Consider the following 22,157-nt stretch of genomic DNA (forward strand, 5'->3'; position numbering starts at 1 on the left):
GCTTTCACCACCCTCACAACCAGGAAAGGAACCCCCTCACGTGACTCGGCCTTGGTGGCGCGACGCCGTCATCTACCAGGTGTACCTACGGTCCTTCGCGGACGCGAGCGGCGACGGCATCGGCGACCTGGCGGGCCTTCGCTCCCGCCTGGACTACCTCACCGAACTCGGCGTGGACGGCATCTGGCTCAACCCCTGCTACCCCTCACCGCAGAAGGACCATGGCTACGACGTCGCCGACTACACGGGAATCGAACCGGACTACGGCGACCTGAAGGCCTTCGACGCCTTCGTCTCCGATGCCCACGCCCGGGGCCTGAAGGTGCTCATGGACCTTGTGCCCAACCACTGCTCCAGCGCCCACCCGTGGTTCCAGGCCGCGTTGGCCGCGGGGCCCGGCTCGCCCGAGCGCGACCGCTTCCTGTTCCGCGACGGCCGCGGCGCCGACGGTGAACTGCCGCCCAACAACTGGCGCGGCCAGTTCGGCGGTTCGGCCTGGACCCGAGTCACCGAGCAGGACGGCAGCCCCGGCCAGTGGTACCTGCACTTCTTCGACGCCGGCCAACCCGACTTCAACTGGCGTCACCCGGACGTCATCACGATGTTCGACGACGTGCTGCGCTTCTGGTTCGACCGCGGCGTGGACGGCTTCCGCATCGACGTCGCCCACGGCCTGTACAAGCACACCGACCTTCCCGACTGGGACGGCGACCACTTCAACGCCCACGCCTGGAACCAGCCAGAAGTCCATGACGTGTACCGGCGCTGGCGGCGCATCGCCACCGAGTACGCTCCCGACCGGGAACTGACCTTCGTCGGTGAGGTGTGGGCCCCGACCGTCACCGACCTCGCCGCCTACCTGCGCCCCGACGAACTGCCGCAGGCCTTCTACTTCGACCTGCTGATGCAGCCGTGGGACGCGGCACTCTTCCGCTCCTCCATCGACCGGGCGTTCGCCGAGATCGGATCCACCGGCGCCACCATCACCTGGACCCTCGCCAACCACGACGTCCACCGCGCCGTGACGCGCTACGGCATGGTGACCCCCGAGGCCTACCACGCCTCCGTCGACCCGACGGTCGCCGTGGTCCGCCCACGCGGACAGGTGGACGTCTCGCTGGGCGAACGGCGCGCGCGAGCCGCGGCCATGCTCCTGCTCGCGCTGCCCGGATCACCCTTCCTCTACCAGGGAGAGGAACTCGGACTCCCCGAGGTACTCGACCTGCCCGACCACGCCCGCCAGGACCCCACCTGGTTCCGCTCCGAGCAGCTCGACCCCGGGCGCGACGGCTGCCGAGTGCCGCTGCCGTGGACACCGCAGCCACCGAACCACGGATTCTCACCCCCGGGCACGCGGGCGCAGCCGTGGCTGCCGCAACCGGAGTGGTTCGCCAAGTACGCGGTCTGCGAGCAACTCCAAGACGCCACCTCAACGCTGTCGTTGCACCGCGCGGCGCTGCGCCTGCGGCGAACGGCCTTCCCGGGCGAGGCGGAGACGCTCGTCTGGCTGGACGTTCCCGGCCGCGACGACGTCCTTGCCTTCCGGCGCGGCGAGGTCACCTGTGTCGTCGTCTTCGGCGACGCGCCGTTGCCACTGCCCGCGGAATGGGGAGCGGTCCTGCTCTCCTCGGCCCCGGTGGAGGCGGGCCAACTCCCCGGCAACGCCACGGCGTGGCTGAGCGCCTCCTGAGCGAGGCGTCGCACAGGGGCGCCCCGGCGGACCGAAATCCCTGGCATGTGGTCAGCTGCGTGGCCGGACTTCTTGGCGCCCAAAGGCCGGGGCCCGCGGACCATCCGCGGGCCCCGGCCCACGGCTAGCCCTTGATGAAGACGTAGTCCGCGTGGTACGGCACCGCGGTCTTCGGCTGGGTGTAGGGGGCGCAGCTCCCGGTCGGCGCCGTTCCGCCAAGGGTGTTGAGCCGCAGCACCTCGTGCGTGCCGGAGAGCACTCCGTGCGCCCTGCCCTCCCGGGTCGCCTTCAGGTCCAGCTCGGGTACGTTGCCCGTGCCGTTCGCCGTCTTGCTGAGCACCTTGCCGGTGACCGCGCTGCCGTCGGCTGCGACCCACTGCGGCGGGCCCGCGTTCGGCCTGACGAACGAGTGGTAAATGCCGTGGCCGAGCCGGGCGTCGACGTTGTGCTGGGTGAACGCCCAACCGCCGCCTGGCTGCTTGGTGCAGGCGTAGATCTGCTGGCCGCTGATGACCGACGCCTCGATGCTGGTGAGCGCCTTGCCGAACGTGAAGGGGCGCACCTTGTGCAGTTGGCCGCGCACCGCGCCACCGGGGAACTGGGCGGTGTGCACATTGACGTAGAAGTCGCCAGGATTGGCGCTGATCTCCTTGAGCAGCTTGGCGTCCTTGACAGTCACCGAGCCGGTGACCGCGTGGAGGCTGCCGGGCAGCGCCTGCTCGAAGAACGCCACCTTCACCTCGCCGTTGACCCCCCGCGCACCGGCGTGGATGTGCGCCATGGTCGGCGCGCCGATCCCCGACCACTTGATGGCGAACTGCACTTTGTCACCCTCGATCCGCAGGAACTCCAGCGCGCGGCCATGCGGGTCGCCGACTTTGGGGCCGCCGGGTTTTTGCACCTCGTTGGCGCCGACGAGACTGGCCACGTAGTAGGTACCGGTGGAGCGATGGGATTCCGTGGCGGTGGTGGCGGTGGTGGTGCGGTCGTTCGGCTCGGCCGAGGCCGAGGTGGTGGAGAGCACCACACCGACCGCCGTGGCAATGGCCGCGATGACCGTGGTCGACAGGCCGCTGGCGGCGCGGCGGCTCTTGACGCCGTTCATGTTCTTACCCTCCGCTGGGCGTCCGGCGCTGTGGTGCACCGGTCTCTTGCCATGCAGTACGTGCCGGACGCCCCATTCGTCTCACTCCAAGAGTGGGGCGACCATCACACCGGATCCGTTGAACGCAACGGCCCGTCGAGCCGTAGCGCGTGCGGGGGAGGGCGGAGGGTCAGTCAGCTGCTCACTCTGAGTTGGTGTCAGAGCGGAACGCCGCCGAAACCGAACTCGTTACCGTCCGGATCGTGGTACGTGATCTTCCGCACGCCGTTTGGATAGGTCTCGCGTCTCGTGGGCTCCAGTCCCCGCTCAGCGATCTGGGCGACGCGGGTGTCGAGGTCGTCGATGATGACGGTGTGCATGCCGTTACCGGCCCGCTCGGGCCGCCGCACGACGTACACGTACCGATGTTCCGCAAGTTCCCATACGGCTTCCGTGTCGTGTGGGTAGAACGTTGGCGGGGAGCCAAGCAGCCGCTCGTACCAGGCCAGCGCCCTTGTGAAGTCGGTGACTGGGATACCTGCGAAGAGGTCGAGGGCCATGCCGACATGGTAGGTCCGCCGATGCGTGAATCTTGACGCAGTCCACGTTCCGCCAGTGTCGAGTCACAAGATCGTGTGACAGCTCTAACACGCGGGCTGGCTACGGCAGTTCACAGGCTTCGGGGATGGCTGGGGGGGGGGGACCGCCGATACCGCACGGCAATCAACTCAGGCAGTCCCGACCGCCGTTACTACTGCGGCCGGATGGGCGCCATCGGCCAGAGGGGACCCGGCGCACTCGGCGCGCGCCGCAGTGGGCTCCGATCACAGCCTGGAAGTTGTTCGACTCGTTCCCGTGCCTGATCGCAGCGAGCCGGAACTGGCCGAGTAAGTGACGGGCATGGCAGCCTGGTTGTGTCAGTACCGGTAACAAGATGCTCTGGCTGCCAGTTTCGGTGTCACCCATGCTGTCCGCATGACGATCACTGCGGAAACCATCGCTCTGGCACGGCCACGGTCCGCGCGTTGGCCAGGTCCGTGATGTGAGCGCGTGCCTTCACCGGTACCGGGACGACCAGAAGGACAGTCCTTCGGGAACTGTGAAGGCGAACACCGCGGACTCACGCCCGGAACGTGCGGCGGTAGGTGTCCGGCGGTACGCCGATCGTGCGGTGGAAGTGGCGGCGCAGTGTCGCCGCCGTGCCCATGCCCGCGGCCGAGGCGATGGCCTCGACGCTGTCGTTCGTGGTCTCCAGCAGTTCCTGCGCGCGGCGGATCCGCTGCGTCAGCAGCCACTGCAGCGGGGTGGTGCCGGTTACCGAGCGGAAGTGGCGGCTCAGGTGCCGCGAGCTCATGTTCGCCTCGCGGGCGAGATCCTCCACGGTGAGCGGCTGGTCCAGCCGCCGCATCACCCAGGGGAGCAGCTCGGCCAGGGGATGGCCGTCCTGGGCGGGCACCGGCGTGGTCACGAACTGGGCCTGACCACCGGCCCGGTGGGGCGGCACGACCAGGTAGCGGGCGACCACGTTGGCGATCGCCGAGCCGTGGTCGCGGCGGACCAGATGCAGGCACAGGTCCATCGCTGCGGCCTTGCCCGCAGACGTGAGCACGCTGCCGTTGTCGACGTAGAGCACGTCCGGGTCGACCTTCACCCGGGGATAGCGTGCGGCCAGTTCCTCGGCGTGGGCCCAGTGCGCGGTCGCGCTCAGCCCGTCCAACAGCCCGGCGGCGGCCAGCACGAACACGCCGGTGCACAGGGAGACCACCCGCGCACCCGACTCGTGCGCCGCACGCACCGCCTCGACCAGGTCGGCTGGCGGGTCCTGCTCCACGTCAGCCAAGGCGGGGACGATCACGGTGTCGGCGTGCGTCAGCCCGTCGAGCCCGCAGTCCGGCTCCAGCAGGAACCGGCCGACCCGGACGGGGTGCGTGCCGCACACCCTGACGTCGTACCAGGGGCCTGGCAGGGCGGCCGGGGCGGAGCCGAAGACCTCGTAGGCCAGGGCTAGTTCGAAGTGCAGCATCCCGTCGGTGGCTGCGATCGCGACGGAGCGCGGGACAGAACTCATGTCGGTAACTGTACGGGTCTTGTCGTTCCGGACACTGGGCGCCGATGGGCCAAGGAGGACAGGATTGCCGAAGTGGATCACGTAGTGGGATTCCGCAGTGGATTACTTCAGGCACGTGGGAGCGGGTATGGGAGCGGGTCGGAACGTGGCGGTGTTCGGCGCCTATGGGCACACTGGGCGGTTCGTGGTCGCGGAGCTGCGCGAACGCGGGTACGTCCCGCTGCTCCTCGGCCGTGACCAGGACAAGCTGCTGACGCTGGCGAAGGCACACCCCGGGCTTGAGGCGCGGCAGGCGTCGGTCGACGATCCGGCCTCGCTCGACCGCGCGCTCAACGGCGCGGCCGCTGTGGTCAACTGCGCCGGGCCCTTCGCCACGACCGCCGCCCCGCTGGTCGAGGCGGCGCTGCGCGCTGGCGTCCCGTATGTCGACGTCGCGGCCGAAATCGAGGCGAACCTCGACACGTTCGCGCACTTCGCGGAGCGCGCCCGCGCCGCAGGCACCGTGGTGGTCCCGGCGATGGCCTTCTTCGGCGGTCTCGGCGACCTGTTGGTCACCACCGCGATGGGCGACTGGACTGCGGCGGACGAGGCGCACATCGCCTACGGCCTGAGCAGCTGGCACCCCACTGCGGGAACCCTCGCCGCGGGCGTGGTCTCGCGGCAGCGACGGGGTGGCCGCCGTGTCCGCTACACCGGCGGACGGCTGGAGTACCACGACGGAGCTCTGCCGACCCTGGAGTGGACCTTCCCGCCTCCGCTCGGCCCCCAGAGCGTCATCGCAGAGTTCACCATGGCCGACGTCGTCACCGTTCCCAGCCACCTGGCGGTTCCGGAGGTGCGCACCTACATGACCGCCAAGGCGGCCGCGGACCTGTCCGCTCCTGACGCCTCGGCACCGACCGCCGTCGACGAGCGCGGCCGCTCCGCGCAGACCTTCCTCGTCGATGTCCTCGTCCGCTCGGGCCACACGGAACGCCGCGTGGTCGCCGCCGGTCAGGACATCTACGCCATCAGCGCGCCGCTCGCGGTGGAGGCCGTCGACCGTATCCTCACCGGCCGCACCAGGACCACCGGCGTCGCCTCCGCGGGCGCGGTCTTCGATGCCCCGGACTTCCTGCGCGCCCTGTCCTCGCACCTCTCGCTACGCTGACCCGACCGCACCGCCACCGTACCGGCGGGCAGTCCGTGGGTACGGTGGCGGCGCCGTGGCTGCGAGGCTTGCCACCGAGAACGCGTCACGTCGAGTGGATGGCGCGCCACGCCTCGCCCGCTGGGCGGAGCATGTCGTCGGCGCCGGTGGGAAGGCGTATAACACGCGCACCCGGCCGTGGGGTCCTCGGGGCGCGTCATGGAGGTCTTGTCATGGCGAGTGCGCACCTACGTCCCGAGGGAACGGCGACGATCACCACCTCCGTGCCCGCGCGGCTCGACCGGCTGCCGTGGTCGCGGTGGCACTGGATGGTCGTGGTCGGGCTGGGCACGGTGTGGATCCTCGACGGCCTGGAAGTGACGGTGGTGGGCAACATCGCCTCCCGGCTGTCGGAGAAGGGCAGTGGACTGGCCATCACCAGTGCCCAGGTCACCGGTGTGGCCGCGGCGCTGTATGTGGCGGGCGCCTGCGCGGGCGCGCTGTTCTTCGGCTGGCTCACCGACCGCTACGGACGCAAGCGGCTCTTCCTCGTCACTCTCGCGCTCTACCTCGGGGCCACCGCGCTGACCGGAATCTCCTTCCACGCCTGGTGGTTCTTCCTCTTCCGCTTCCTGACCGGCTGCGGCATCGGCGGCGAGTACGCCGCGATCAATTCGGCCATCGACGAGCTGATCCCGGCGACCTACCGCGGTCGGGTCGACCTGATCATCAACGGCAGTTTCTGGGTCGGGGCGGTCGGCGGCTCACTGCTGTCGATCCTCATGCTGAACAAGGCTCTGTTCCCGGCCGACCTCGGCTGGCGGTTGACCTTCGCCCTCGGAGTGGTGCTGGGCCTGGTCATCCTGTTGGTCCGGCGCAACGTGCCCGAGTCGCCGCGCTGGCTGTTCATCCACGGCCGCAAGGCGGAGGCCGAGGAACTGGTCGCCTCGATCGAGGCCGAGGTCGCCGCCCAGGTCGGCCACGACCTCGAACCCGTGGACCGCGAGATCACCATCCACCAACGCAAGAGCATCGGGTTCGGCAAGATCGCGGGAACAGTCTTCCGCCGCTATCCGCGCCGGGCCGTGCTGGGGCTCTCCCTCTTCATCGGCCAAGCCTTCCTCTACAACGCCATCACCTTCGGCTTCGGCGCCATCCTGACCACCTTCTACCGGGTCCCATCGGGCAGTACCGGCTACTACTTCGTGGTCATCGCGATCGGCAACTTCCTCGGGCCGCTGCTGCTCGGCCACCTCTTCGACACCGTGGGCCGCCGCCCGATGATCAGCGGGACGTATGTGCTCAGCGGACTGCTGCTGTTCGCCACCGCCTGGCTGTTCGGCCGGGGCTCGTTGACCGCGGTCACGCTCACCGCGTGCTGGTGCGTGGTCCTCTTCTTCGCCTCCGCGGGCGCGAGCAGCGCGTACCTGACCGTCAGCGAGATCTTCCCGATGGAGACCCGGGCCATGGCGATCGCCTTCTTCTACGCGGTCGGCACCGCCGCTGGCGGTATCACCGGCCCGCTGCTGTTCTCCCAGTTGACCACCACGGGGGTCGCGTCCGACACCGTGCTGGCGTTCCAGATCGGTGCCGCGCTCATGACGGCCGCCGGTGTCGTCTCCGCCTTCCTCGCCGTGCCCGCCGAACGCCGGTCTCTGGAGGACATCGCCACCCCGTTGACGGCGACGAGCGGCCTCGCCACGCGAAGCGCCGCTGGCTAGCCGTGGCTAGCCGACAGGGTCGCGTCGTGCCGCCGCCTTCCGGGAGTGCGTGCCCGGGGGAATGTGCGACTCGACAGCCACCGCCACCGGCCTCGACCAGTCATTCGTGAGCGGGTCATCACGCCCTCGGCCGATGCCGTGGCGGACTGACCACCAAGATCTGCCTAGCCTGCGTCAGACCGCGAAGCCACCGTCCACCGCCAGCTCCGCGCCTGTGACGTATCGGGCGCTCTCGCCGACCAGGTACGAGACGGCGTCCGCGACCTCTGCCGCCGTGCCGTAGCGGCCGAGCGCGGTGAAGCCGCGCTGGAAGTCGGCGGAATCGCCGTCGCCTGGGTTCATGTCGGTGTCGGTCGGGCCCGGGTGGACCAGGTTGACGGTGACGCCGCGCGGGCCGAGCTCCCGGGCCATGCCCTTGGTGAAGCCGATCAGCGCGGCCTTGCTGGTCGCGTAGAGCGCGCTTCCGGGGAAGGCCACGCGCTGGGCGATGCAGCTGCCGATGCTCACGATCCGTCCGCCCTCGGCCAGGTGCCGCACCGCCGCCTGGGCGTAGAGGTAGGGCGCGCGAACGTTCACCGCCAGCACCCGGTCGATCTGGTCGAGTGCCACCGCCTCGATCGGCCCGACGGCGCCGACACCCGCGTTGTTCACCAGGATGTCCAGCCGCCCGAACCGTTCGGCGACCCCCGCCACCGCACCGCACACCGCTTCCGGGTCGGCGCTGTCCGCGCGGACGGCCCAGCCAGTGCGCCCCATCGCGGTGATCTTGGCGACCACCTCCTTGGCCAACTCGGCCGAGCCCTGGTAGGTCAGCGCGACGTCTGCGCCGTCCTCGGCCAGCCGCAGCGCGACCGCTGCCCCGATCCCTCGGCTGCCGCCGGTCACCAGCGCCACCTTGCCGTCGAGCGCCGTCGCCCCGTTCATCGTCATCTCCGTAGAACTCCTTGTTCCGGTCTTGGACACGGCTAAATCCTCAACCGGAACGCCCTGCGGTTCTGGCGGTATTAAGACGTCGCGTTTGAGCGTCATCGACGAGTCCTGGATTAGCGCAGTTGACAGGCCGTTACTGACTTTGTTGGCGTGATGTCGTAGCCGACAGGTGGTGATCGTCGCAGTACGCCTTGAACGCGAAGACAAATGAACGGTGCTAGGGCGCATCCAACGGGTCGGTGCAGACCCACCGGATTCGGCCTAGGTGCGAGGCCCTCGATAGTGACGCAGTTGGTGTGGTGTTCTGCGGCGGCCGTCCTGGGGGACTGCTTCGGGGTCGCAACTGGCGTTCTCGGAGCCGACGGCTTGGGGTTTCGGGTCGCCTTTGCTGTGGTCAGGCGGTTCGGTTGACTCGCGTTCCTGGGGCGTCTGCCAAGCTCCACGCCGCGGTTGGGGATCGCGGGTTGGAGTGGGCTCGCGGCTGCGTAGCCGGTATCCGTACACGACGGCGGCGGTCAGGATGATGACGATGGCGACGCCCATGATGGCGGGGCCGATTGCGGCGCCCAGATCTCGTGCCGGTCCAGCGCTCGTGGTGACGATTCGCATGGCGGTCGCCTACCCGGCAGCGGGCCGTGCATCCGGATACGTCGGCTGTGATGCGGGAGGTGGCCTGGACCGGCGGGGCCGACTCGCCGGGTTGATCACCGGCGGGGTGCGTGGGCCGGTCCAGGCGTATCTCGATGAGGCGTTACGGGTGGTTGCCGTGGTGGGTTAGCGGCGTGTGGCTGTCCGGGCGCGGGTGTGTCGGACGGCTGCCGCGAGTCCGATCATGCCGAGCATCCACATCTGGCAGCCCTGCTTCGGGTTCCTGCCGCGAACGTTGGTGCCGCGGACCCAGGTGCCGTCTTTGCGCCGGTATCCCTTGCGGTGGTGTCGCGCCATGTTCCCCCCTCGTGTTGGGATGTGCCCTCCCACGATCAGGGCTGGCTGCTGGGCCGTGGTAGCCGCATTCCGGTCGGGTGCCGTGGTCGCGCAGGTTCGAACCCTGTCGGCCCGACTTGCCAGGCCACAGGTCGAAGGCCGTTTCCTGTGGGGTGCTTGTGTCGTGGTGCTTGAGGGCTGTGGCGACGGGTGGGGAGACCCTCACTTCGCGGTGCGCGCGGTTCCAGGTGGTGGAGCAGGCAGGGCGGCGAGGAAAGTGCGATCCTCGGGCGCGAAGCGGGGGCGAGAGCTCCGCGGAGCTGGCGCTGCGACGTCCGGTGGCCCGGTGTCGCTACCCGCTACGAGAAGAGCGCGACACCTACCTGGCCGACATCCATGCCGCAGGCATCTTCCTCCGGTTCGCCGATGATCCGAAACTGCCAAGTTGGCCCCCGCGTGGCCCGTCATCCCGGGACTGACGGGCCGGCTCCCCGAAGGGAGCCGTCGCGAGGTAAACCGGAACGTACGCCTCTTCCGGCCGCATCGGAAGACCCACACTAATGTGCTCCAGCTCACACCTGCTCGGTCGGGTTGCGGGCCTCAAGACGTCACGATGACGCTGGCCACGCTACGGAGGCCGTGGATACGTTGCCGCTCGTCAGGATGTCAGCGGTGGAGATGGGCGATGGCTTGCTTCATGGCCGCCAGGGCTGGCTTCGCAGTCCCGTTGGCGCGCAGCAGGCCGAAGTAGTTCTCGCTGGAACTCGGGTCGTCTTTCAGGTCCTCACCGGAGTACCAGATGTACGCGCCGATGTCCGGGTCACCAGTTGCTGTCGCGACACCGTCCGCGGCGATCTGCGCCTACCTGCCTTCGGTGACGTGTGTCGTCGATGGGGTGATGGTTTTGGGGCTGCCGTCCGACGCGGTGCCAGGTCCGCCGGTCGGGGCACCGAATTCGGTCACCCAGATCGGTAGGTGGGGGAAGCCGTTTCCTACCAGGACGCTGTGGAGGCTGACGCGGCTGCGGTCGATCTTTTCCCACGAGGTGCCCCACGCGCTATGCGTGCTGGCGAGGTACGGGTAGGTGTACGGGTGATACCCAACGGCGTTGACGGCGCGGAGGGCTCCGGTCTTCGCGACAGCTGACAGGAAGTCGGTCGGGGAGATGCGTCCGGGTCCGGTGTTCGTGGCTGCCAGGCCACCGAGAACGACACGAGCGGTGGGGTCCGCTGCGTGAAGCGCGGCACTGGTCTGGCGCAGCAGGGTCGCGTAAGCGGAGGGATTTGGGGCTGGCTTCCAGAAGCCGAGGTTCTCTTCGTTCCAGACTTCCCAGGTGTGGATGCCCTGAGGCGCGTACCGCTTCGCGGCTGCTGCCGCGAAGGCGGCGAACGTGGTGGGATCGGCGGGGGCGCATGTCGGTACGGTGCAGCCCGCCGTTCTGGCCCACGGCGGGGTGTAGGCGATGACGGGCAGAACCGTCAGGTGGTGGGCGCGTGCGGCGGCGACGACGTGGTCGAAGCGTTGCCAGTCGTAGGAGTTTGCCCGGTCTGGCTGGATGTCGTACCAGCTGAGGTCTGCGCGGATCCAGGTAGCCCCCACCGTGGTGGCGATGTTGAGTGCCTTGGTGATTTGCTGCTGGTTGTCCCATGTCAGGGTGTCGCCGTAGGCGATGCCGATGGGCAGCGGTGCCTTGGCTGCCGTGGACTTCGCGGTCAGTTGGACTGCCGCGGCAGTGGGTTTGCTGCCGGACGTGGTGTGACCGGAGGGCAGGGCCACGGTGGTGATCAGTGTGGCGGCGGCGAGGGCGAGACTCAGCCCGAGGGCTCGGCGCAGGCCTCTGAGGGTTCTGTGGGGCACGGTTCTCCATGGAGTGTGCAGCAGTGGGATCACGGCTTGAAAGGCGGAAGGCATCGAGTAGCTGATGGACTGCCTGATGCGAAAGCCCCATGGGGCATCCACAACTGGGCGTTCACAAAGCCATCGTCACTCCGTTCATGCGACGTCAGCCTACGAGCCCCGTGCATGGTGGGGTGTGGGGCCATCAGGGAGTGCGTGCCCGCTCACAACGCCGAACGGTGGAAGGCGGGTTGGTGCTGAGGGCCAATGTGGAGCGGCGCGGTTAGGCGTTAGCCGGATCGGTGCTTGCTCAGTCACCGTGAGCACGTTCGGTCTGGGGCCGGTGCGTGAGCTCGCAGTGGTGCCGACGAAGCTGCGGGTGCGGATCCGTCATCCGTCCTGCTGGCGAACTCGATGAGTTCGAGCCCGTTTGCCAACGGTTGTCCGGCCTATCACGCAGGCCGCCAGGTTGCTTCTTCCGCTGGGCTGGAAGGGGCGGTTGTGGCGGTGCTGGCTCTGCTGAGCCAACAGCCGCGAGTTCAACCGCGTTCGCGGAGGTACGCCTCCAACTCGGCGGCCCCGGTCAGCATTGCCCGTCCGCGGGCGGACAGCCGACCATGCCAGTCGCGCAGTGCGGCCTCCAGCGGCTCCAAGCCGCCCGCGGCCCGGACCTGGGCGATCAGCGGGGCGATCTGCTCCAGCAGGTAGCCGCCCCGCCTGAGCTGGTGGGCCAGCCGGGCGTCCCGCACGGCGGCCTCGTCGTAGACGCGGTACCCGGTCAGTGGGTCGCGGCGCGGGCTTACCAGCCCGGCGCGTTCCCATTTGCGCAGCGTCGCGGGCCGGATACCGAGTTCGTTCGCCAGCGGCCCGATGAACGTGCTGCCGGGCCTGGACACCGCGGCTGGCTCGGACCCCACACCGGGGTCGCCCGCCGTGCTGGGCTCCAGGTCGCGCAGGGCGCTCTGTACGGCCTGGAGGGTCCGCCGGTCGTCGAGGAGCTGGGCGTGGCTGGCGTCGATGAGACGGAACGCCTCATCGACCGCGCCCTCGTTCACGGCCCGCATGATCGACGTCGCCGTCTGGTGGCCGTGGCCGGGCACCAGGGCAAGGAACGCGCGCAGGGCCCCCGCGTGCAGCGAGGTGTAGGTGCGGTAGCCGTGGGGTGTGCGATCGGCGCGCGGAAGGATTCCGGCTTCCTCGTAGTTCCTGATCGCCTGCGTGGACAGACCGTGTCCGCGTGCCAGGTCAACCGGCCTGAGCCGTCCACCGCTTTGAAGGTTCCGCCCCATGCGACCGACGATATCGCGGAAAAGTCTCAACCGAAGGTTCAACGATACCGTTGAAGGCATGGCGACTGATATCAAGGACACCGCCCATGCCGTCGAGGCCGCCGCCGTCATGAGGCTGCTCCCGACCCGGCCCCGGCTGCTGGCCCTGGGCGAACCCACCCACTGCGAGGACACCTTGCTCGACCTGCGCAACGAGCTCTTCCGGCAGCTCGTCGAGCAGGAGGGCTACCGGACGATCGCGATCGAGAGCGACTGCATGATGGGCCTGGTCGTGGACGACCACGTCACCTCGGGCACGGGCACTCTCGACGAGGCCATGGAGCACGGATTCAGCCACGGCTGGGGCACCTTGGCGGCCAATCGCGAGCTCGTGCGCTGGATGCGCGCCTACAACGACGGTCGGCCCGAGTCCGAGCGGCTGCGCTTCGCCGGTTTCGACGGCCCACTGGAGATCACCGGCGCCGCGAGCCCCCGTCAGGCGCTCACCGCACTCCACGGCTACCTCGCGGCCCAGGTGGACGCGGACCTGCTCCCGTGCACCGGGGAAACGCTCGACCGCCTGCTCGGCGCCGACGACCGGTGGACCAATCCCGCCGCGATGATGGACCCGGCTCAGTCCGTGGGACGGTCGGCCGAGGCCGGAAGGTTGCGGCTGCTCGCCGACGACCTGGTGGCGCTGCTCGACGCGCAGACGCCGCACCTGCTCGCGGTGACATCGCCGGACGCCTGGGACCGGGCGCGCCTGTACGGCCGCACCGCGACCGGCCTGCTGCGCTACCACTACTGGATGGCCGACACCTCACCGGCCCGCATGACGCGGCTGTGCGCACTGCGGGATGTGATGATGGCCCACAACCTCCTTGCCGTCGCCGCTCGGGGCCCGGCACTCATCCACGCCCACAACTCCCACCTCCAGCGGGAGAAGAGCACGATGCAGCTGTGGGAGGGCTCGGTGGAGTGGTGGAGCGCCGGTTCGCTGGTGAGCGCCCAACTCGGCCGGGAGTACGCCTTCGTGGCCACTGCCCTCGGCACGATCCCGCACCAGGGAGTGGACACCCCGCCCCCGGACACCGTCGAAGGGCTCCTGTACGCGCTCCCGGAGGACCGCTGCGTCATCGACGCCCCGCGGCTGGCCACCGCCCTCGGCGACACGCGGCCCGCGCCCCGGAGGTCACCCTGGTTCGGCTACTCCCCGCTCGACCCGGCACACTTGGCGGACAGCGATGGGATCGTGTTCGTCAAGGACCTCTCGCGGACATAGCGCTCCTGGCACTGGCTCCGCAGAGGCTGCCGCCCGCCTACTCGCCCGACGTTGAACCTGGTCGAAGGAGTGCCGGTGCACGTCAAGGCGATGTCACCCCCCCAACGAGGCAAGTGGAAAGGCTAGTTGGCGGACCCCGCCGAAAGGGCTGTCAGTCCTCGCAGAAAGGAATGTCAGTCCTTGCGGCGGCGGGCGAGCAGCGCGGCTCGCCGTTCGTCGAACTGCGCCGCCTGGCCTGCCAGTCCGTCCATGTAGAGGCCGATTTCCTCCTGCGCCTTGAGGCCCTCGGCGCCGAGTCCGGAGATCTCCAGGACCTTCAAGTGGCGCAGCACCGGCTGCAATACGTCGTCGTGGTGGATGCGCAGGTTGTAAATGCCGCCGATGGCGATCCTTGCGGCTGCTCGTTCGAAGCCGGGCATCGCGTGGCCAGGCATCCGGAATCCGATCACCACGTCGGCGATGGCCCGCATCGCCTGGTCCGGGGCGAGTTCCAGCGACGCCGCCAGCAGGTTGCGGTAGAAGACCATGTGCAGGTTTTCGTCGGTGGCGATCCGGGCCAGCATCCGCTCACACACCGGGTCACCGGACTCGCGGCCGGTGTTGCGGTGCGAGACCCGGGTGGCCAGCTCCTGGAAGGCGACGTACGCGACCGAGTGCAGCACGCTGTGGCTGTTGTCGGCCTCGAAACCGGTTGACGTGTGCTGCATGCGGAACCGTTCGAGCTCGACCGGATCGACCGCCCGGGAGGTCAACAGGTAGTCCCGCATGACGATCGCGTGCCGACCCTCCTCGGCGGTCCACCGGTGCACCCAGGTTCCCCAGGCGCCGTCGCGGCCGAAAAGGGTGGCGATTTCGTGGTGGTAGCTGGGCAGGTTGTCCTCGGTGAGCAGGTTGACCACCAGCGCGGTGCGTCCCACGTCCGTCACCTTGGACTGCTCCGGCGACCATGCCTCGCCGCCCAGTACGCCGTCGAAGTTCCGGCCGTCGCTCCACGGCACGTACTCGTGGGGCATCCATTCCCTGGCGACTTTCAGGTGGCGGTTGAGCTCGGTCTCCACGACCTCTTCGAGGGCGTGCAGGAGCTGGACGTCGCTCCACGCCTGCGCGGTGCTGGGACGAGTGGGGGCAGTGGTCACGGCGGCTCCTGATGGGGCGATACGTTACCTACGGAACCGTAGGTTGGATCGCGAAGCTACTACAGGTTGTAGAGACCTGGGAACCGGGGGTCTGCCGTGGAGTGGACTCGGCCGCCTCACGCAGTAGACCCGGTTCCGCGCCGCCTGCGCGACCCACGCCGGGGTGGATGCGACGGTTCGTGGCCGATGGGGGAGCTGGGCGCTCACCGCTTGATCAAGTCTGGGTGCGGCGAGCGCTGTTGCTGTTGTGTCGCAGCCGGTCGGTGTGGTCTGTGAGCCGGTTGATCCTTGCGGCCAGCTTGGGGTGGCTGGCGCGCAGGTGTGGCTCGGCGTCGCTGAGCGGGGCGAGCAGTAGGGCGGCGTCGTTGTCGGCGAGGGCGTGGGCGAGTCGGTGCAGGGGCGACTGGGCGGTGTCCGGGAGGTCGGACAGGGCGGTGATCTGGCCAGCGAGCTGGCGGAGTTCACCGGCGTTGTCCCGGGCCCAGGCGATGACCGCGCGGTCGGCGGCCCGCCGGTCGCGGGTGGCCTTCACGCGCTGTTCGCCGGTGCTGTCGGCAGCTCCGGGGCGGAGTCGGAGATAGCGGCGCTCGGCGGCCTGGCGGCTTGCGACGCCCAGTGGCGCGGCCAGATCCGCCCAGCTCGCGCCCGCCGCGCGGGCCGCCTCGATCAGTCCCGGCTCCCACCCGGCGAGCTGGTGGCGTACCTCGCGCAGCAGGAGCAGTACGGACAACGCCTGCTCGCGGCCGGGCGGGTCGGTGGCGTCGGGCTCGCCGGGCGGGTCGGTGCGGGCGGTACGGACGGCGTCGTCGATGGCGCGCAGAGCCGCCTCCGCGGCGAGGACGGACGCCGGGGGCAGGTTCCGGGGCTGCTCGTCGGCCGAGGTCACGTAAATCCTCCTCGCTGCGTCGTCGCTCGGACGACAGGATATTTGTCATCGTTCCGATGACATGTTACAACGGGATACAGAGGCAGCGCATTGGCAGCAGTCACTGCTCGTCACTCACTGGAGGTGTTTCGTGATGTTGATGCGCACCGACCCGTTCCGCGAGCTTGACCGGCTCACCCAGCAACTCCTCGGGACGACTGGCACCTGGTCGCGGCCGTCCACGATGCCGATGGACGCCTACCGGGAAGGCGATGTCTATGTGATCGCGCTGGACATCCCCGGAGTGAGCACCGACGCCATCGACATCGACGTCGAACGGAACATGCTGACCGTCAAGGCCGAGCGACGTCCGACGGCCAAGGACAAGGACGTCCAGATGGAGCTGTCCGAGCGGCCGCTGGGGGTCTTCTCCCGCCAGCTGATGCTCGCCGACACCCTTGACACCGAGCACATCGAGGCCGACTACGAGGCAGGTGTGCTGACCCTACGCATCCCGATCGCGGAGCGCGCCAAGCCCCGCAAGATCTCCATCGGCGGATCGTCCGACCGCAAGCAGATCAGCGGCTGACCCGCTGCGGTCCGCAGCAACAGCGCAGGCGGGCGCGCCTCCCCGGCGTTCCCGCCTCCCTCCCCTGGAGGAGAGGGTGGCCATGGCAGCCATCGGTTTGGAAGAGTTCCTGGAGCACGTCCGGGAACGCGGCGAGTACGACACCCGGCAGGAGGCCGAACGCGCCGCCCGAGTGGTGCTCGCTCTGCTCGGCGCGCACATATTCGGCGAGGAGCGGTCCGAGCTCGCCGCTCGACTGCCGGAGACCTTCGCCCTGATCCTGCTCAATCCGTTGCCCGCGGCCGAACCGCTGGATCCCGAACGGTTCGTCCGGGCCACCGCGGCCTGGATCGAGGGTGCCACTGAGGAGACCGCCAAGTGGGACGTCGGCGCGGTCCTCAGCGTCGTGGCCGAATCCGCGGGCGATGACCTCACCCAGCGGCTGCTGCTCCAGCTCCCGGTCGGCTACGACCTGCTCTTCGGCCGTCCCCAGCTGGCCTGAGCCGACCCGCGGCGGACAACCCCCGACGTCCCAAGCCCCCCCGCCCGCCAGCCACCGCCCCGCCACGCCCGGCGCGGGCGGGGCCGACGGGCGCCATGTCGACCCGAAAGGCATACCACCCGCCATGATCGACCAGCGCCACCTGGACCGTACCGATGTCGCCTGTCCCGACGTCGCGATGACCTTCGACGCCCTGCTCGCGAAAGTCCGGTACGAAGGCGCCTACCCCACCAAGGAACGGGCCAAGGAGGTCACCTTCCAGGTACTCGCCGCGCTCGGCCGCCAGCTGACCGGTGAGGAACGCGTCGCGCTGGCCGCCCGCCTGCCGCTGGAGGCGGCACGGGAATTCACCGGACAGGTGCCCAGCACCCAGCAGTTGACCGGCTGGGGCTTCGTCAAGGACCTCGCGCGGCGATCAGGCACTACGCCCGCAGTCGCCCGCTGGAACACCGGGACGGTCCTGTCTGTCCTTGCCCAGCTGACCGGGCCGGACTTGCTGGACCAGATCCTCGACCAACTCCCTGAGGGCTACGCCCTGTTGTTCGGTCAGCCCGAACTCCGTCCCCGGCCACGGCAGGCGGCACCCCGGAAGGCGGCCTAGGTCTCCGGGCCTGCGCTCGGCGGACTTGCTTCGGTTCGAACCCTGGCCAATCAGCCAGCTGATGCGGGCCGAAGTCACGTTCCCTGGCCACTTGCCCCTCCCCGAGGGGTCGTCGGACACTCAGTCGCGCGCGGAACACGCGAGCCCTCAGGCTCTCAACACGTTGGTGACCGGGTCTGACAGTTCACTCCAGGCCCTCGCCTGCCGCAACGTTGGGAGCCTGAACTGACCCTGCTTGGTGTGGAGTTGGATGGCCGACTGATCCGCCGGAGCGGTCTGTGCCGACCCTACGAGAGCGCCGCTCACCGCGAGCGCGGCCGCGAGCCAGCGCCCCTGGCCGCGCCGACGAGATCGGTGCCTACGCAGTCCCTCGCGCCTCCAGTCTTCGGCAGAACACCTCCACGATCCCGTCCAGGAAGGCCCGGGCATCCTCGCCCGGGCTCAGCGTGATCGTGCCGGCGCCCCAGTCGAGGGCGCCGGTGAGGGACTGGTAGTCGGCGTGCAGGTGGTGGAGGGCGCCTTCGATGCGCGGGCGCGGGCGGGGCACCAGGCGGTGCACCGGGCGCACGTAACCCTGCCAGCGGGTGGTGACCGCGCGGCACAGGAGTTCGGCCAGCCGCCCGGCCTGGCCGGTCACTTCCAGGTGAGCCGCGAGTGGCAGCGCCAGCATCTCGGTGAGCAGGGCTGCCTGACGCTGAGTCAGGTGCCAGCGGCCGCTTCGTTCCATCTCGTCGTAGGCAGCCGACGGGATCCCCAGCCGCAGCGCGACGTCGCCGACGGCGGCCCCACGGGCGATCCGGTGCTCGCGCGTGGTGCGCGGCGCGGCCATGAGGTCGCCGACCGAACACCACAGCGCCCCCGCCAGGGCGGTCAGTTCCCGCTCGGTCGGTGCCTCCTCGCCCGACTCCCAGCGCGTCACGGTCAGCGGTGTCACGTGCAGGGCGTACGCGGCCCCGATCACGGCCGCCACCTGTGCGGGGTGCATTCGCAGCAGCAGGCGTGCCCGGTGCGCCGCGTCCGGGTCGAAGGGGGGTCTGTCGGCCGCCCCCGGCGTCACCGCTCGCTCCGTGGCCAGGGCAGGCATGCCCAGGCGCAGGTGCCTACCAGGGTGTGGTGCACGCCGTAGTCGGTGGCGTGCGCGTGCACCAGGTGCAGGCCGCGTCCGTTCTCGGCGAGTTGTCCGGCCTGGTCGTCCCGGTACGCGGTGGTCCGCTCCCGCCAGGTCCCGTCGTCCTCGACGCGGATCACGATCTCCTCCGCGGTGCGGTCCAGCCGCAGGCTCACCCCGGTCGCTCCGCTGTGCAGCACCGCGTTGGTGACCAGCTCGGAGACCACGATGAGGGCGGCGTCCGCCACCTCCTGCCCCGCGTGCCACCGGTTGAGCTGGGCGTCGGTGAACGACCGGGCCAGCGCGGCCGCGCGGCACTCGGCGCGCAGCGCGCACACCGCCACGCTGTGCGAGGGCGGATCGCCACGGGACCTTCGCCGTCTACGCGACGGCCGGGGTGGCCGGGCGGTCGGCTCGACTCTCGAGGTCGGCTCGGGCCGGGCCGCGACTGGTACGAGGTGACGCACAAGATGACGCATGGACATCACGACTCCGCGGGGTCGTCGATGGGCCGGTGGTCTTCGGGCGGCGGCTCGGCGGCGACGACCAGGACCTCCAGGGTGCGTGGGCCGTGCACACCCTCCACCCGCTTCATCTCGATGTCGCTGGTGGCCGACGGACCGGAGACCAAGGTCAGTGGCCGGACCGGATCGAGGCGGGCCAGGGCCTGGGGCACCGAGCGCACGATCCGGTCGGCCGGGATCACGCACAGGTGGTAGTCGGGCACCAGGGTCAGCGCCCGGCGACCCTGACCCGGGCCGCCGTCGAGGACGAACGTGCCAGTTGCTGCCGCGGCGATCGCCGCGGTGGTGACGGCGCCGTCGACGGCGTCCAGCGCGTCCAGGCCCACGGGCGGGTCGTCGCCGAGCACCCGAACCCCGGCCAGACCGGCGCGCCACTGCTCGGGGAACCCGTGGGGCACCACCACCGTGCTGGCGCTCCGCCCGGCGAGCGCCTCGGCGATCGCGGAGGGCGCCGCGCTCGCGTCGACCAGGCGTGCCGACGCGCCGTAGTCGGCGAGGCGTTCCAGGAAGAGCGCGACCGTCTGCGGCGCCCCGGCCTCCCACGGGCGTTCCCCGCCGCCCGCGTCCCGGTAGCCGCGCGGCACCTGCGCGTACGACTGCTCGACCGCGGACGAGTCGCCTACCGCGCTGCGGACGCGGGCCAGTACCTCCTCGCGGGCAGCGGAACGGGATGAAACCGTCATGGGTGTGTCCTCCTCCACCAGGTACGGAAGCTCTCGGGGGCGGGAACCGGCAGGTCGCGCGCGTCGGTCCACCCCGCGAGGGGGCCGGGCAGGCGGCGGATCGGCCTGTCACGGCGCAGCAGCCGGGCCGCGGCGGCCGCCATGCGCTGCGCCCCGGCCAGCCGACGTGGTGACGACAGCGCCCAGCGCGCCACCGCCATTGCCAGCCCTTCCAGCCGCGGGAGTGGGCGCCGACGGCTGTCGTCCACCACGCGGGCGCGCAGGTGGACCAGGACCTCCGGGATGTTGATCTTGACCGGGCAGACCTCGTAGCAGGCACCGCACAGCGTCGAGGCGTAAGGCAGCGAGCGGTCCACCGCGGAGGCGGTGCCGCGCAGTTGGGGGCCGAGGATCGCGCCGATCGGGCCGGGGTAGACAGAACCGTAGGCATGGCCGCCCACCCGCTCGTAGACCGGGCAGACATTGAGGCAGGCCGAGCAGCGGATGCAGTTGAGCGCCTGTCGGCCGATCGGGTCGGCCAGGGTTGCGGTGCGCCCGCCGTCGAGGAGGACGACGTGGAACTCCCGGGGCCCGTCGCGGTCGGCCGTCCCGGTCCAGGTCGAGGTGTAGGGGTTCATCCGCTCGCCCGTGGCGGAGCGGGGCAGCAGTTGGAGGAAGACCTCCAGGTCCTGCCAGCGCGGGACGACCTTCTCGATACCGGCCAGGCAGATGAGGGTCTCCGGGAGGCTCACGCACATGCGCCCGTTGCCCTCCGACTCGGCCACCACGACCGTCCCGGTCTCGGCCACCAGGAAGTTGGCGCCGCAGATGCCCACCTCGGCGCGCAGGAACTTCTCCCGCAGGTGCCGCCGGGCCGCCTCCGCGAGTTCGTGCGGGTCGTCACCGAGGGCGTCGGTGTCGGCCGGGTCGTCGCCGACTGCGCCCGTGCCCATCTCGCGGCGGAAGATCTCCCGGATCTCCGCGCGGTTGCGGTGGATGGCGGGCACCAGGATGTGCGAGGGCCGGTCCTGGCCGAGCTGCACGATCAGTTCGGCCAGGTCCGTCTCGTACGCCCGGACGCCGGCCTGCTCCAACGCGGTGTTGAGGCCGGTCTCCTGGGTGGCCATCGACTTGACCTTGACCACCTCGCTCCGGCCGGTCCGCCGTACCAGGTCCGCGACGATGCGGTTGGCCTCCGCCGCGTCGCGGGCCCAGTGCACCGTTCCGCCCGCGGCGGTGACCCGCTCCTCGAACTGCAGCAGGTAGCGATCCAGGTGACGCAGGGTGTGCTCCTTGAGTACCCGCCCGGCCTCGCGCAGTTCCTCCCAGTCAGGCAGTTCGCCGACCGCCTCGGCGCGCTTGTCGCGGATGGTGCGGGTCGCCTCGGCGAGGTTGCGGCGCAGTTGCGCGTCGCCGAGGGCGTCCCGCGCCGCCCGGGGGAATGCGGGCATGCCGAGGAACGTCGTGCCGTTCACCGGTGGGTCGCTCCTTCCGCGGTACGGGGCGCGGACGCCGGCTCGTCCTCGGTGGACGCCAGGATCTCGGCGAGGTGGAGGGTGCGCACGCCGGTGCGCAGCCGGGACAGGGCGCCGCCGATGTGCATCAGGCAGGAGTTGTCCGTGGCGCACAGCACCTCGGCTCCGGTGCCGAGGACGTGCCGGACCTTGTCCGCGCACATGGCCACCGAGGTGTCGGCGTTCTTCAGTGCGAAGGTGCCGCCGAAGCCGCAGCACTCCGTGGCCGAGGGCAGCTCCACCAGGTCGATGCCGCGTACCGCCCGCAGCAGCGCCAGGGGTTGGCGGACCGCCTTGAGCATGCGCAGCGTGTGGCAGGTGGGGTGGTAGGTGACCCGGTGCGGGAAGTACGCCCCGACGTCCACCACGCCGAGAACGTCCACCAGGAACTCAGACAGCTCGTACACCGGCGGGGTGCGGCGCACCGCAGCCGCCAGCCGGGAGTCACCGGCCACCTCGGCCACCCGCCCGTGGTATTCACGGACCATGGCGGCGCACGAGCCGGAGGGAGTCACGACGGCGTCGTAGCCGTCGAAGACCTCCGTGAAGCGGCGGACCAGCGGTACGCACTCGCGCTGGTAGCCGGTGTTGAAGTGCATCTGGCCGCAGCAGGTCTGCCCGAGCGGGAAGTCCACGGTGCAGCCCAGCCGTTCCAGCAGCCTGACCATCGCCCGGCCGGTGTTGGGGAAGAGGGTGTCGTTGAAACAGGTGACGAACAAGGCGGTGCGCATGGTCTCTCCTGTAC

The 22,157-nt window shown here is 70.0% G+C and carries 22 protein-coding genes; 8 read left to right on the forward strand and 14 right to left on the reverse strand.

Annotated features, from left to right (window positions below):
- The first annotated feature begins 40 nt into the window (after positions 1-40).
- Positions 41-1,690, forward strand: a complete 1,650-nt coding sequence (locus tag NON19_RS25680; protein WP_255931445.1) for a glycoside hydrolase family 13 protein — start codon at positions 41-43, stop codon at positions 1,688-1,690.
- A 124-nt stretch (positions 1,691-1,814) separates the two neighbouring features.
- On the opposite strand, the gene NON19_RS25685 is transcribed toward NON19_RS25680, so the two are convergent.
- From NON19_RS25685 to NON19_RS25695, 3 genes are all read right to left on the reverse strand, one after another.
- Positions 1,815-2,795, reverse strand: a complete 981-nt coding sequence (locus NON19_RS25685) for a CHRD domain-containing protein (protein ID WP_255931446.1) — start codon at positions 2,793-2,795, stop codon at positions 1,815-1,817.
- 197 nt (positions 2,796-2,992) lie between these two features.
- On the reverse strand, positions 2,993-3,334 hold the full coding sequence (locus NON19_RS25690) for a VOC family protein (RefSeq protein WP_255931447.1): 342 nt from the start codon (positions 3,332-3,334) through the stop codon (positions 2,993-2,995).
- Between the two features lie 560 nt (positions 3,335-3,894).
- Positions 3,895-4,842: a helix-turn-helix domain-containing protein gene (locus NON19_RS25695; RefSeq protein WP_255931448.1), complete on the reverse strand. Its 948-nt coding sequence runs from the start codon at positions 4,840-4,842 to the stop codon at positions 3,895-3,897.
- A gap of 127 nt (positions 4,843-4,969) precedes the next feature.
- Between NON19_RS25695 and NON19_RS25700 the strand changes: the two genes are divergently transcribed.
- Together NON19_RS25700 and NON19_RS25705 are read left to right on the forward strand one after the other, a co-directional pair.
- Positions 4,970-5,992: a saccharopine dehydrogenase family protein gene (locus NON19_RS25700; RefSeq protein ID WP_255931449.1), complete on the forward strand. Its 1,023-nt coding sequence runs from the start codon at positions 4,970-4,972 to the stop codon at positions 5,990-5,992.
- A 212-nt stretch (positions 5,993-6,204) separates the two neighbouring features.
- Positions 6,205-7,692, forward strand: a complete 1,488-nt coding sequence (locus tag NON19_RS25705; protein ID WP_255931450.1) for an MFS transporter — start codon at positions 6,205-6,207, stop codon at positions 7,690-7,692.
- Positions 7,693-7,866: 174 nt separating this feature from the next.
- Here NON19_RS25705 and NON19_RS25710 read toward each other — a convergent pair whose 3' ends face one another.
- Together NON19_RS25710 and NON19_RS33815 are read right to left on the reverse strand one after the other, a co-directional pair.
- Positions 7,867-8,622, reverse strand: a complete 756-nt coding sequence (locus NON19_RS25710; RefSeq protein WP_255931451.1) for an SDR family NAD(P)-dependent oxidoreductase — start codon at positions 8,620-8,622, stop codon at positions 7,867-7,869.
- Between the two features lie 261 nt (positions 8,623-8,883).
- Complete coding sequence (locus NON19_RS33815) at positions 8,884-9,231, reverse strand: DUF6479 family protein (protein ID WP_372514286.1); 348 nt, start codon at positions 9,229-9,231, stop codon at positions 8,884-8,886.
- Between NON19_RS33815 and NON19_RS25715 the strand changes: the two genes are divergently transcribed.
- Entirely contained in the window at positions 9,218-9,400 is a 183-nt protein-coding gene (locus tag NON19_RS25715; RefSeq protein ID WP_255931452.1) for a hypothetical protein, read from the forward strand. The genes NON19_RS33815 and NON19_RS25715 overlap by 14 nt on opposite strands.
- 1,007 nt (positions 9,401-10,407) lie before the next feature.
- Here NON19_RS25715 and NON19_RS25720 read toward each other — a convergent pair.
- Together NON19_RS25720 and NON19_RS25725 are read right to left on the reverse strand one after the other, a co-directional pair.
- On the reverse strand, positions 10,408-11,403 hold the full coding sequence (locus NON19_RS25720; RefSeq protein ID WP_255931453.1) for a cellulase family glycosylhydrolase: 996 nt from the start codon (positions 11,401-11,403) through the stop codon (positions 10,408-10,410).
- A 518-nt stretch (positions 11,404-11,921) separates the two neighbouring features.
- Positions 11,922-12,671: a TioE family transcriptional regulator gene (locus NON19_RS25725; protein WP_255931454.1), complete on the reverse strand. Its 750-nt coding sequence runs from the start codon at positions 12,669-12,671 to the stop codon at positions 11,922-11,924.
- 58 nt (positions 12,672-12,729) lie between these two features.
- Here NON19_RS25725 and NON19_RS25730 point away from each other — a divergent pair, with 58 nt between their 5' ends.
- On the forward strand, positions 12,730-13,932 hold the full coding sequence (locus NON19_RS25730; RefSeq protein WP_255931455.1) for an erythromycin esterase family protein: 1,203 nt from the start codon (positions 12,730-12,732) through the stop codon (positions 13,930-13,932).
- A gap of 173 nt (positions 13,933-14,105) precedes the next feature.
- On the opposite strand, the gene NON19_RS25735 is transcribed toward NON19_RS25730, so the two are convergent.
- Positions 14,106-15,068 carry an acyl-ACP desaturase gene (locus NON19_RS25735; protein WP_255931456.1) on the reverse strand — a complete coding sequence of 321 codons (963 nt, stop codon included), beginning with the start codon at positions 15,066-15,068 and terminating at the stop codon, positions 14,106-14,108.
- 214 nt (positions 15,069-15,282) lie between these two features.
- Positions 15,283-15,954, reverse strand: coding sequence for a type III effector protein (locus tag NON19_RS25740; protein WP_255931457.1), 672 nt, complete (start codon positions 15,952-15,954; stop codon positions 15,283-15,285).
- Between the two features lie 133 nt (positions 15,955-16,087).
- Between NON19_RS25740 and NON19_RS25745 the strand changes: the two genes are divergently transcribed.
- The 3 genes from NON19_RS25745 (at position 16,088) to NON19_RS25755 (ending at position 17,604) form a co-directional block, all read left to right on the forward strand.
- Positions 16,088-16,522 (forward strand): Hsp20/alpha crystallin family protein, encoded by a 435-nt coding sequence (locus tag NON19_RS25745; RefSeq protein WP_255931458.1) that lies wholly within the window; start codon positions 16,088-16,090, stop codon positions 16,520-16,522.
- 82 nt (positions 16,523-16,604) lie between these two features.
- The gene (locus tag NON19_RS25750) at positions 16,605-17,003 is read left to right on the forward strand and encodes a DUF2267 domain-containing protein (protein ID WP_255931459.1); all 399 of its coding nucleotides are present in this window, start codon (positions 16,605-16,607) and stop codon (positions 17,001-17,003) included.
- A gap of 124 nt (positions 17,004-17,127) precedes the next feature.
- Positions 17,128-17,604, forward strand: a complete 477-nt coding sequence (locus NON19_RS25755; RefSeq protein ID WP_255931460.1) for a DUF2267 domain-containing protein — start codon at positions 17,128-17,130, stop codon at positions 17,602-17,604.
- A 358-nt stretch (positions 17,605-17,962) separates the two neighbouring features.
- Here the strand turns inward: NON19_RS25755 and NON19_RS25760 are convergent, their stop codons facing one another.
- From NON19_RS25760 to NON19_RS25780, 5 genes are all read right to left on the reverse strand, one after another.
- Positions 17,963-18,661: a helix-turn-helix domain-containing protein gene (locus NON19_RS25760; RefSeq protein ID WP_255931461.1), complete on the reverse strand. Its 699-nt coding sequence runs from the start codon at positions 18,659-18,661 to the stop codon at positions 17,963-17,965.
- Positions 18,658-19,056 (reverse strand): ATP-binding protein, encoded by a 399-nt coding sequence (locus tag NON19_RS25765; RefSeq protein WP_255931462.1) that lies wholly within the window; start codon positions 19,054-19,056, stop codon positions 18,658-18,660. The genes NON19_RS25760 and NON19_RS25765 overlap by 4 nt, the downstream gene beginning before the upstream one ends.
- Positions 19,057-19,196: 140 nt before the next feature.
- Positions 19,197-19,919: a LutC/YkgG family protein gene (locus NON19_RS25770; RefSeq protein ID WP_255931463.1), complete on the reverse strand. Its 723-nt coding sequence runs from the start codon at positions 19,917-19,919 to the stop codon at positions 19,197-19,199.
- Positions 19,916-21,349 (reverse strand): lactate utilization protein B, encoded by a 1,434-nt coding sequence (locus NON19_RS25775; protein WP_303654337.1) that lies wholly within the window; start codon positions 21,347-21,349, stop codon positions 19,916-19,918. Before NON19_RS25775 ends, NON19_RS25770 begins: the two co-directional genes overlap by 4 nt.
- A 20-nt stretch (positions 21,350-21,369) precedes the next feature.
- Positions 21,370-22,143: a (Fe-S)-binding protein gene (locus tag NON19_RS25780; RefSeq protein WP_255931465.1), complete on the reverse strand. Its 774-nt coding sequence runs from the start codon at positions 22,141-22,143 to the stop codon at positions 21,370-21,372.
- Between the last annotated feature and the right edge of the window lie 14 nt (positions 22,144-22,157).

This window comes from Streptantibioticus rubrisoli, assembly GCF_024436055.1.
Classification (GTDB): domain Bacteria; phylum Actinomycetota; class Actinomycetes; order Streptomycetales; family Streptomycetaceae; genus Streptantibioticus_A; species Streptantibioticus_A rubrisoli.